The following is an 11,321-nucleotide window of genomic DNA, read 5'->3' as shown; positions in this document are numbered from 1 at the left end:
ATCAAACCATTTCAAAGCAGCACTGTCAATAATACTAAAAACGGATTCATCCAAGAAACAACACTTTTTCTGATACCAACGTTTTAGTTTGCGCCAAAAAAAATTATTGCTACACTGCCTAGCAAATTCATATGCACCAACACGGTGCGTGCCAGATACTGCCTGTGTTTTGTACGCCTTTTCCTAGTGCGTCCCAATTACACGCCGGAAATGCACCACAGCGCCCGCCGATGTTGGAAAAAAAATGCCGGCGTTGCTGAAAAAAGGTCCGCCAAACCGCTATCTTGTCCCTGGCGCACCAATGTGGCGCACCGGGACAGCAGCCATTCCAGCGTCTCTCCCGCATGGCACGGGCGTGGCGGCAGGCGCCGGCGCCAAGTAGCCTGTTGGTCACAGAGGCAACAATTAGCATGTTGGAAAAATACAACAAAATAAACTAAAGCTATCAAAACTTCATTTTTTGCTCTACATTACGATCCAGCTTTCAAAGAAATAGTGACGTTGCAATGCAGCATCCGCGCTGATCGGATGCGTAAATACCCGCATTCCAAAGTTATTTTTTAATAAGATATTTTATTAGCCCAATTTTCACGAGAATATACCCGCATATATTTCCGCAATATTTATTCCGCACCTCAGTACCATTCTCCGCCCCATCTAAAAAGATCAGCGTCGCTATTACGCCGATCAGCCCAGCACCATTCAAAACGCGTATTCGATTCAATGCTGCGGAATAAATAAACCCGCACCATTTCATATTGCATTTCCGTCTCTGCGCGCTATCGCAGTATTGAGAAGCCATTCCCACCGCGCCACGCCAGCATGTATTTTTCCTGCCGTGCCGCCGGCATCGCGCCCGGTATCCGGCGGCCGCATCGGCAACAATACGCCGCACAGCAGGTAAAATAGCGTCCTGACGGCGCCGTGCACGCGGCCCACACCCACTCTCCGCTAGATACGGAGCCCGGCAATTTTTGAAAATACACACCATGTTGCGACTCAACGAAGTAAAACTCCCCCTCGAACACGACGATGCGGCCCTGCCCGCCGCCATCCTGGCACGGCTCGGCATCGACGCCGCCGACCTGCTTGGCTTTACCGTCTTCAAGCGCAGCTATGACGCGCGCAAGCGCAGCGCCGTGGTGTTGATTTACTCGCTGCATGTCGAAGTCAGCAACGAGGCCGCCGTGCTGGCGCGCCTGCAACATGATGTGCACCTGATGCCGGCGCCCGACACCGACTATAAATTCGTCGCCGGTGGTGAACAGTTGGCTGGCAACAGCAATGAACCGCGCCCTATCGTCATCGGTACCGGTCCGTGCGGCCTGTTCGTAGCGCTGATCTTGGCGCAGATGGGTTTGCGTCCCATCATCCTCGAGCGGGGCAAGCAGGTACGCGAACGCACGGTTGATACTTTCGGTTTCTGGCGCAAGCGCGAACTGAACCCGGAATCGAACGTGCAGTTCGGCGAGGGCGGCGCCGGCACCTTTTCAGACGGCAAGTTATACAGCCAGATCAAGGATCCCAAGCATTACGGCCGCAAGGTTCTGACGGAATTCGTCAAGGCCGGCGCGCCGGAAGAGATCATGTATGTGAGCAAGCCGCACATCGGCACCTTTCGCCTGGTCAAGATGGTGGAAGAAATGCGCGCCAATATCGAGCAACTGGGCGGCGAATACCGCTTCAGCAGCAAGGTGGTCGATATCGACATCGTGCCCGGCGCCGATGGCGGCCAGGTGCGCGGCGTGGTGCTGGCCAGCGGCGAAACCATCGCCAGCAACCACGTGGTGCTGGCCATCGGCCACAGCGCGCGCGACACGTTTGAAATGCTGCACCGCCGCGGCGTGTACATCGAGGCCAAGCCGTTCTCGATCGGCTTCCGCGTGGAACACCCGCAATCCTTGATCGACAGCTGCCGCTTCGGCCCCAGCGCCGGCCACCCCATCCTCGGCGCGGCCGACTACAAGCTCGTGCACCACGCCAGCAATGGCCGTTCCGTCTACAGCTTCTGCATGTGCCCGGGCGGCACGGTGGTGGCGGCAGCATCCGAGCCAGGCCGCCTGGTGACGAACGGCATGAGCCAGTATTCGCGCAATGAGCGCAATGCCAACAGCGCCATCGTCGTCGGCATCACGCCGGCTGACTATCCTGGCGACCCGTTGGCCGGCATCGCCCTGCAGCGCGAACTGGAAGAGCGCGCGTTTGCCCTCGGTGGCAGCAACTACGATGCGCCAGGGCAATTGGTAGGTGACTTCGTGGCCGGGCGCGCCTCGACGGAGTTTGGCAGCGTCGTGCCGTCGTACAAGCCCGCCGTGCACCTGACGGACCTGGCCCCTTCGCTGCCCGAGTATGCGATCACGGCCCTGCGTGAAGCCTTCCCCGCGTTCAACAAGCAGATCAAGGGTTACTACAAGGCCGACGCCGTGCTGACGGGCGTGGAAACGCGTACCTCGTCGCCGATCCGCATCAAGCGCCGCGACGACGACCTGCAAAGCCTCAACACGCGCGGATTATTCCCCGCCGGCGAAGGTGCCGGCTATGCGGGCGGCATCCTGTCGGCGGCAGTCGACGGCATCAAGGTGGCCGAAGCCGTCGCCCTGTCCATGGCCGCGCGCGGCAAGTAAGCGCCGCGCCGCCACTGGCGGCAAGCAAAAAAAAGCCCGGGCATGCCCGGGCTTTTCAATTTACAGCCTGCAACTGATTAGAACTTGTAGCTGCCGCGCACGTAGACCGTGCGGCCGATGGCATCGGCGAAGCGTGGGTCATAGCCAGCCTGGAACGTCGTTGTTTGATAGCTCAGTGGCGGTTCGCGGTCGAACAGGTTGCGCACGCCAGCCGTCAAGGTCAGGGCCTTGGTGGCGGCCACGGCAGCAAATGCATCGAAAGTGGTGTAGGACGCCACTTTGAATTCAGGATCCTGATCGACATAGCCGGACTTGTAATGGCCCGTCATGCCGCCGCTGAAGATGCCGCTGTTCCAGTTCAAGGTCACGTTATGCTGCCAGCGGAAGACCGGCGCAGGACCCGAATACACGCCAACGTTCTGCTTCCAGTCGCCGCCTTCAGCACTTTGGTACTCATACTTGTTGACATAGGTGCTGTTGGATACCACGGCAAAGGTACCGTAGTCGCTGGTGCGCAAACGGTAGTTCACGCTCAAGTCGATACCGCGGGTCTTCACGCCACCCAGGTTCTGCGTGCGCAGGTCGACGTAGCCGCAGGTGGCCGGATTCGGGCATTGCGAGCCGTCCGTTGCCAGGTTGCCACCCGGATTGCGGTGAAACACGCTGGCGTAGGTGGCTGGGTCGGCAAACACGTCATCTTCGCTGAGGATGCCAATCGAATGGTCGAGCTTGATATCCCAGTAGTCGATGCCGATGCTCAGGTCGGCGACCGGCTCGAATACCACACCGAAGGTAATGTTGCGCGACTCTTCCGGCTGCAGTTTCTTGTTGCCGCCGTACAGGGCCTGGAACTGCTGCTTGCAGTTTGCAGCCGTTGGCTTGCCAGGTATGGCCGTGCCGTTAGGGCAGTTGACGGGATCGTTCTGCAGGCTGGTATTGGTGTAGGTCTGCGACGAATTGATCTCGTACAGCGATGGCGCGCGGAAACCGGTCGAATACGAACCGCGGAACAGCACTTCCTTGGTTGGCTGGTAACGGAATGCCACTTTCGGATTGGTCGTATTGCCGAAGTCGCTGTAGCGGTCATAGCGCACGGCGGCGGTGACGTCGAGGGTCTTGAAGATAGGCACGTTCAGCTCGGCATACACGGCTTGCGTGGTGCGCGAACCTTCATCATGCGTTTCCGGGTCGATACCGGTACTGGCGACGACCTTGGCCGCATACTCCGCATTCGCGGTGCTGAGGAACTTCTCGTGGCCCACTTGTGCACCGACGGCCAGCGCGGCGGAGCGGCCAGCGCCAAACCAGTCGCTCAGCTCCCGGCTGGCATTGAAGTCGGCCACCTTGGTCGTGCCCTTGGCGTTGCGCACATTACCGTTCAGCAAAGCGCTGTTCAGCAAGGCCGTGCCGGCCGCGTCCTGTTCGCCGTAAGGATTGATCACGCCATCGAGGATGCCTTTCGTGATGATGCCGCCATCGCTGTAGCCCATCAGGTTCACGGCAACCTTGTTTTCATTGAACGTCAGCGCGGCGTTGTAATCCCAGCCGGCGAGATTGCCATTCAAGCCAGCCACGAAACGCTGTTGCTTGTTGATGTTTTCGTCCGCACGCGAGCCGTTCGGCAAATCGCGCCACTTGACATGCACGAAGCCGGGGTTGACGCCGGCAGGCAAATTCGCTTCCGTATAGGTCGGGCTCAGCGAGATGTTCGGCGTAAAGTTGCCGTTGCCTGGGAAGTAGGGATTGAGCGAACCGTCAGGACGGTTGCGGTTCTGGAACAGGCCGCCGTATGGTACCGGGGCGATGGCGCTGTACACTTTGCTTTCGCTGTTCAGGTATTCCAGGCTCAGTTCGTGGTTCGCATTGAGCTTCAGGGTACCCTTGATCAGACCGGTGGTACGCTCGCTTTTCGGCACGTAATCGACGAAGCTCGAGGTGGTCATGCTGCAGCTGGTGCCGTCACCGCCAGGGACGAGGAAAGTACCGGTGGCGCAGCTCGGCGCCGTCGGGTTGCCGCTCTTGTCATCCTGGTAGTAATTGGCCGGGCTGGTGGTCGGCGAGATGCCACCCGGATAGCGGGTGTTGTAGTTGCGCTGGGTGCCCGTGATGGCGCGCTGGCCCTGGTGGTCCAGCATGCCGAAGATGTTGAAGCCGTCCTTTTCCAGGTCGCCATAGCCGAAGCCGATATTGGCGCTGTTGGAGAAGCCACCCGATTGCTCGGGCATGTCGGCACCGACGCTGACGATGCCGCCCTGGAAGTCCTTGCGGGTGATAAAGTTGATCACGCCACCGACCGCGTCGCTGCCGTACAGCGACGATGCGCCATCGCGCAGCACTTCGACGCGCTCGAGCGCGGCAAACGGGATCATGTTCAAGTCTGGCGCCGAACTGTCGAGTGCATTGTTGGCCAGGCGGCGGCCATTCAACAGCACCAGCGTCTTGTTGGCGCCGATACCGCGCAAGTCGGCGAACGAGGCGCCGCCGGTGCCCAGGCCGACCACCTGGCTGGTGCCTTGCGATGCCTGGGACGCGCTCAGGTTCGACATGACTTGTTCAATGGTGGTGATACCCTGTTTCTTCAGGTCATCCATTTTCAGGATCGTGACGGGTACCGATGTTTCACCATCGATACGCTTGATGGCCGAGCCGGTAATTTCCACGCGCTGGATCGGCGCGTCGGATTGTTGCGCCATCGCTGGCTGGGCCAGCAAGGTCAGGCTGGCCATGACTGCGCCGCCTGTAAACATCAAACGTAAAGAACGAGACAAGACTGTTTCCATCATCATTGCAAACTCCCCTAATTTTTATCGCATGATCATCACGTAAGCTAGCGTCACCGAAGATCCAGGTGGCTATCCGTGGATAACGGCTATCAACTCATTGAAATTCTTATCATTATAAAAAGCGCATTCTTGCCACGAGTGAAGGGCTGTATGAACTTCATGGATGATGAATCGCCGCCATCCAACTACTCTGTTAAAGGCACAGCCGCCATCAGCGAACTGAACCTTAGTAAGCCATCAAAACATGCGCGATTGGAGGGTGTCAACGACGTACTGAGCGCCGCCGCAAAAAACAACATTTTACAAATCAGTAATATTGTTTTGCACAATGATGGTGTAGCTTATGCACCAAAAGTCACCATTTTTGCACTGGCTTGGGGAGGATTATTCGCGGCGGGCGGAAGCCGCCAACGGTAGCCGGATATGGATATGGCAGCCGGGGCTGCTATCGATGGCGCACACCTGCCCGCCCAGTTGCTGCACAATGGTATAAACAATATGCATGCCCAGGCCGGAGCCGCCCTGCCCCCGCTTGGTGGTAAAGAAGGGCTCGAACATGTGTTCGCGCACGGCCGGCGCCAGGCCGACGCCGTCATCGGAAAACTCCAGCAGCAGCCATGGCGCATCGTCCGTCTGCGTTTCGATGCGCGCGCGTATCAGGATGCGTCCCGGCCCCCCATGCGGATAGCCGTGGCGGGCACTGTTCATCAGCAGGTTCGAGAGGATTTGCGACAACTTGCCGGCCGCCAGGCGCACCTGGCAATCGGGGGCGATATCGAGTTCCACGCCCAGGGCCGCCTTGCGCAATTCGGGACTGTGCGCCGACACCAGCCCGTGCACATAATCATGCAGCAGCAGGTCGGCCACGTATTCGCTGACCTGGTCCACGGCGAGTTGCTTGAAATTGCCGATCAGATCGGCGGCACGGGCCAGATTGCGCTCGATCAGGGCCGCCGCGCCCTTGAGCGACTCGGCAATGTCGATCAGTTCGGCACGGCTGACCTTGGCGCCGCCCAGCAGTTGCACCAGCTGGTCGGCATAGCTGCCCATGCTCGACGCCGCCGTCAGCGCCACGCCGATCGGCGTGTTGACTTCATGCGAGACGCCGGCCACCAGCGAGCCGAGCGCCGCCATCTGCTCCTGCTCGATCAAATTGGTCTGCGCCATCAGCAGCGACTCGGTGCGCTGGCGCACGACTTCCTCCAGCTGCTGCGTGCGCTCCTGGTGCTGCAGCTCGGCCGCGCCGCGCGCCGAGAAAATCGACAGCAGCAGCAAGGCCAGCAAGCGCTTGTTTTCATCGATGGGGCGCGTGTCGATGGCCGACAGGATGCCCAGGGTCTTGCCGTCCGTGTCGATCAGCGGCATGCCGACATAGCTTTCCGCGCGCATGTCCACTAGCAGGGTATCGAATGGAAAGCGACGCTGGATGTCGCTGCCGTGAAAACACATGCTCTGGCAGGTGACATCCTGGCAAGGCGTGTGCTGCAGGCTGTATTCGATATTCGGCTGGTAGCCGTCGCCGCCCCACAGGGCCAGGGTGCGGATGCCTTCGCTGCCATCGGCCAGGCGCACCAGGCGCCCGGCGATCACGTAGTGCACGTCGAGCGCTTCGGCCAGGTCCTTGACGAGGATGCGCAGGAAGTCGTCGCCACGGGCACGCGCCGTCGAGGCGGTAATCGAGCGCAGGGCCGCTTCCGCCAGGGTGCGCCGCTGCTCGGGATCGAACAGGGGTTCTTGCGAATTCACATCAAACAACGGAATACTCATGAATGCTCCTGCGCGGCACGGGAGGCGCAGGCAACGCTGCCCGCGCGGCTATCGATCGGCGATGGCCCGCGCATGCGGACCTGCCGCGATTGTACCCCTGGCTATTGTTTAATAATACAGATACGCAGGAAATTTTTACAGCCAGCCGGAACGCTTGAACAGGTAGTACATATAACCGCAGACGCAGCTCATCAGGCCCACGGCGACGGGATAGCCGTATTGCCAGTCCAGTTCCGGCATGAACTTGAAGTTCATGCCCCACACACCGGCAAACGCCGTGAACACGGCAAAGATTGCCGCCCAGGCCGCCAGCTGCTTGTTCACTTCGCTCTCGTCGATGGCCACCATCGACAGGTTCACCTGGATGGCCGTGCTGATCGTGTCGCGGATGGTGTCGAGCGTGCCATTGATGCGCGCCAGATGGTCGTGCACGTCGCGGAAATACTCCTGGGTATCGTGGCACAGCGGCGGCACGCGGCCGCCATGCAGCTTGCCCACCGCTTCCATCAAGGGCGCCACCACATGGCGCAAGACCATGACCTTGCGTTTCAACTGGTACAGCCGTTCGATATTGTCGCGTTCAGTGCCGCGGTCGAAGATGCGGTCCTCGATCAGTTCCAGCTCCGTTTCCAGCGCGTCGAGCACGGGAAAGTAACGGTCGACGACGGCATCCATCAGCGCATACAGCACGAAGGCCGAACCCTGGCGCAGCAAATGCGGCTCGCGCTCGGCGCGCGCGCGGACACCGAGGAAACCCTGCGAGCTGTTGCTGCGCGAGGAAAGCACGTAATTGGCGCCGACAAAAATGTCGACTTCACCCAGCACCAGCTCGTCATCGACCATTTCCACGGTTTTCACCACGGCGAACAGCGAATCGCCATATTCCTCGATCTTCGGGCGCTGGTGGCCCCGCTGCGCATCCTCGACAGCCAGTTCATGCAGGCAAAACTCGTGCTGCATCTGTTTCAGCTCGGCCGGCGTGGCATCGAGCAAGGCGACCCAGACGAAGCAGTCGGGGCGCTCGACGTAATCGCTGATATCGTCGATCGGCAAGTCGGCCAGTTTTTTGCCATCCTGGTAGGCCACGCAGTTTATGAGCATGCTATTCCACAGTTCAAGTTAACACCGGACGAAACAGTCCGGCAGGCGCCAGCTTACCTTATCGCCTGCATTTCTTGTGGCTGTTGTGGCGTGCATGGCACGCCGACGGGAAAGCGGACGGGGCTGAGTCCCCGTCCCGCCATGCATCAATCGTCCTTGGCGCCGTCGATGCCCAGTTCGGAGATTTTGCGGGTGATGGTGTTGCGGCCGATGCCCAGGCGCACGGCCGCATCATTCTTGCGTCCATGCGTATGCTTGAGCGCCGTCTTGATCAGCGCGGACTCGAACTGGCGTCCCAGCACGGCCATGACTTCCTGCTGCCCTGCGCCCAGCATGCCGGCCGCCTGCAATTCCAGCAAGCCGATCCAGCCCGGCGGCGCGCCATTCACCGGTGCCGCCGCATCGAAGACCTGGCCGCCCGGCGCATGGCCGGCAAGCACCGGCGCCGCTTCGGCGGTGACGGCTGCGGCGCCGTCGCCCTGCCCTTGCGTCAGTTCCAGCGGCAAGTCCTTGATTTCCACCGTCTGGCCCGGCGCCATGACGGTGATCCAGTTGCACAGGTTTTCCAGCTGGCGCACATTGCCCGGCAAATCCAGGCCGCTCAAGAACTGCATCGTCGGTTCGCTCATGCGTTTGGCTTCCACGCCCAGCTGGCGCGCGCTCTGCACCAGGAAGTGGCGCACCAGAATGGGGATATCCTCGCGCCGCTCCCGCAAACTGGGCAGGCGCAAGCGGATCACGTTCAGGCGGTGATACAAGTCTTCGCGGAACAGGCCGTCGCGCACGCGCTGTTCAAGGTTCTGGTGCGTGGCCGTAATCACGCGCACGTTCGCTTTCATCGGCTGATGGCCGCCGACCCGGTAGAAATGCCCGTCGGACAGCACGCGCAGCAAGCGCGTTTGCAGGTCGAACGGCATGTCGCCGATCTCGTCGAGGAACAAGGTGCCGTTCTCGGCTTGTTCGAAGCGGCCCCGGCGCGTCGTCTGCGCGCCCGTAAACGCCCCCCGTTCATGGCCGAACAGTTCGGATTCCAGCAAATCCTTGGGTATCGCCGCCGTATTGAGGGCAATGAACGGCTGCGCCGCGCGCGGGCTGTGCTTGTGCAGCGCGCGCGCCACCAGTTCCTTGCCGGAACCGGATTCACCGGTGATCAGCACAGTCACGTTCGATTGCGACAGGCGGCCGATGGCGCGGAAGACTTCCTGCATGGCGGGCGCCTGGCCGAGGATTTCCGGCGTTTCCGACGGGCCCGATTCGACGCTGGTCTCGCGCAGGCTTTCTTCCAGCGCGCGGCGGATCAGTTCGACGGCCTTGTCGATATCAAACGGCTTGGCCAGGTATTCGAAGGCGCCGCCCTGGAAGGCCGCGACGGCCGAGTCGAGGTCGGAAAAGGCCGTGATGATAATCACTGGCAAACCGGGAAAGCGCGACTTGACCGTCTGCAGCAATTCCAGCCCGGACGCGCCCGGCATGCGGATGTCCGACACGAGCACTTGCGGCGTGTCCAGTTCCAGTGCGGCGATGGCGTCGCGCGCATTGGCAAAACTCTTGGTGGCGAGATTTTCCCGCGCCAGGGCTTTTTCCAGCACCCAGCGGATTGATTCGTCGTCGTCAACTATCCAGATTGGCTTCATTAGTGTGTGCGTCCCGCAATGGATTTCATGGGTGGGATACCCCTCGCTTATGGCAAGGGCAGAACGATCCTGAAATCGGTGTATCCAGGCCGGCTTTCGCACTCGATCACGCCCAGGTGCTGCTGCACGAAGGTTTGCGCCAAGGTCAGCCCCAGCCCACTGCCGCCTTCCCTGCCCGACACCAGCGGGTAGAAAATCCGGTCGCGGATCTGGGGTGCGATGCCCGGTCCATTGTCAATGATATGCAAGTCTAATGCCAGGTTGTAGCGGACCTTGGCCAGGGTCACCTGGCGCGCCACGCGCGTCTTGAAAATGAGCTCAGCGTCGCCCGCCTCGATGCGCTCGGCCAGGGCTTGCGCAGCGTTGTGCGCAATGTTCAGCACGGTCTGTATCAGCTGCTCCTTGTCGCCGCGAAACTCGGGAATCGAAGCGTCGTAGTCGCGCGAAATGGTCAGGCCGCTTGGAAATTCAGCCAGGATCAGGCTGCGTACGCGCTCGCACACTTCGTGGATATTCACGTCGCCCACGATGTGCGGGCGGCGGTGCGGCGCCAGCAGGCGGTCGACCAGGGTTTGCAGGCGGTCCGCTTCCTTGATGATGACTTGCGTGTATTCGCGCAGCTCGCTCAGGTGCAGGGCTGGCAATTCCAGCTCCAGCAACTGCGCCGCGCCACGGATGCCGCCCAGGGGGTTCTTGATTTCATGCGCCAGGTTGCGGATCAGTTCCTTGTTGACCTGGCTCTGGTCGAGGATGCGCTCCTCGCGGTCGAGTTTTAACTGCTGCACGTTTTCGCGCAGTTCGATCAGCACGCTGTCGGGCGGCGCGTCGAGCGCGCTGATGATGCTGTGCACGCGCAGCGGTTCGCGTCCCAGGCGTTCCAGGCTCAGGTCCTGGCGCAAGTCGGAAAACTTGTGTTCCAGCGCCTGTGCGCAGATGCCGGCCAGCTCGTCGGGATTGAGGAACAGGGCCGTCAGCTTTTGCCGCGACAAGGCCTTCAATGAGCTTTCCAGCAGGTTTTCCGCCGCCGCGTTGGCATAGCTGATGCGGCCGTCGCCATCGAGCAAAATCACGGCCGAGGCCAGCAAATCAAGGCCGGCCAGATGGGCCGGGCGGCTGGCATGGGTATCTAGTGTCATGTGCTTTACCGAATATTCGCGATCTCGCGTTTCAGGGCCTCGACGTTCTGCTGTGTCCGGCTAATGTTGTCCTTCAATTGCGCCACCCGTTCTTGGTACTTGGCATAGTTGCGCTCGTTGCCCTGGCGCTCCGGCTGGCCGGCGTTAAATTCCAGGCGCTGCGCCGCCAGTTTCTGTTCTTCGCTGCGTAATTCATCCTGCAGTATCTGGCGACGGTCCAGGTCGCGCGCGCGCTGCTCGGCACCATCGACGCGGGGAAACGCGCCGGCGGCCGGC

At 60.6% G+C, this 11,321-nt stretch carries 7 protein-coding genes and 1 pseudogene; 2 read left to right on the top strand and 6 right to left on the bottom strand.

The features are described 5' to 3' along the window. Positions 1–989: 989 nt before the first annotated feature. Positions 990–2,624 carry an NAD(P)/FAD-dependent oxidoreductase gene (locus JaAD80_RS22385; protein WP_102297601.1) on the top strand — a complete coding sequence of 545 codons (1,635 nt, stop codon included), beginning with the start codon at positions 990–992 and terminating at the stop codon, positions 2,622–2,624. 77 nt (positions 2,625–2,701) lie between these two features. Here JaAD80_RS22385 and JaAD80_RS22380 read toward each other — a convergent pair whose 3' ends face one another. After that, positions 2,702–5,392, bottom strand: coding sequence for a TonB-dependent receptor (locus JaAD80_RS22380; RefSeq protein WP_180979537.1), 2,691 nt, complete (start codon positions 5,390–5,392; stop codon positions 2,702–2,704). 90 nt (positions 5,393–5,482) lie between these two features. On the opposite strand from JaAD80_RS22380, the gene JaAD80_RS30440 reads away from it, so the two are divergent. Then, positions 5,483–5,824 carry a hypothetical protein gene (locus JaAD80_RS30440; protein ID WP_146012481.1) on the top strand — a complete coding sequence of 114 codons (342 nt, stop codon included), beginning with the start codon at positions 5,483–5,485 and terminating at the stop codon, positions 5,822–5,824. Here the strand turns inward: JaAD80_RS30440 and JaAD80_RS22375 are convergent. The 5 genes and pseudogenes from JaAD80_RS22375 to JaAD80_RS22355 all read right to left on the bottom strand — a co-directional run. Next, entirely contained in the window at positions 5,792–7,174 is a 1,383-nt protein-coding gene (locus tag JaAD80_RS22375; protein WP_102297597.1) for a GAF domain-containing sensor histidine kinase, read from the bottom strand. The genes JaAD80_RS30440 and JaAD80_RS22375 overlap by 33 nt on opposite strands. A gap of 135 nt (positions 7,175–7,309) precedes the next feature. Then, a complete protein-coding gene (gene corA, locus JaAD80_RS22370; protein ID WP_102297594.1) occupies positions 7,310–8,275 on the bottom strand; it encodes a magnesium/cobalt transporter CorA in 966 nt (321 codons plus the stop codon). 146 nt (positions 8,276–8,421) lie between these two features. Next, positions 8,422–9,909: a nitrogen regulation protein NR(I) gene (gene ntrC, locus JaAD80_RS22365; protein ID WP_102297591.1), complete on the bottom strand. Its 1,488-nt coding sequence runs from the start codon at positions 9,907–9,909 to the stop codon at positions 8,422–8,424. Positions 9,910–9,956: 47 nt separating this feature from the next. Further along, on the bottom strand, positions 9,957–11,045 hold the full coding sequence (glnL, locus tag JaAD80_RS22360; protein WP_102297590.1) for a nitrogen regulation protein NR(II): 1,089 nt from the start codon (positions 11,043–11,045) through the stop codon (positions 9,957–9,959). Positions 11,046–11,050: 5 nt separating this feature from the next. Next, positions 11,051–11,321: pseudogene (locus JaAD80_RS22355) on the bottom strand (DUF4124 domain-containing protein); the annotation flags it as partial.

Source organism: Janthinobacterium sp. AD80, from assembly GCF_002878455.1.
Classification (GTDB): Bacteria; Pseudomonadota; Gammaproteobacteria; order Burkholderiales; family Burkholderiaceae_D; genus Janthinobacterium.
This window is presented reverse-complemented; position numbering and strand designations above follow the sequence as displayed.

Coding starts and splice junctions, on each gene's coding strand:
- JaAD80_RS22375 (WP_102297597.1), bottom strand. CDS start 7,174: ATGAGTATTCCGTTGTTTGATGTGAATTCGCAAGAACCCCTGTTCGAT.
- glnL (WP_102297590.1), bottom strand. CDS start 11,045: ATGACACTAGATACCCATGCCAGCCGCCCGGCCCATCTGGCCGGCCTT.
- ntrC (WP_102297591.1), bottom strand. CDS start 9,909: ATGAAGCCAATCTGGATAGTTGACGACGACGAATCAATCCGCTGGGTG.
- corA (WP_102297594.1), bottom strand. CDS start 8,275: ATGCTCATAAACTGCGTGGCCTACCAGGATGGCAAAAAACTGGCCGAC.
- JaAD80_RS22385 (WP_102297601.1), top strand. CDS start 990: ATGTTGCGACTCAACGAAGTAAAACTCCCCCTCGAACACGACGATGCG.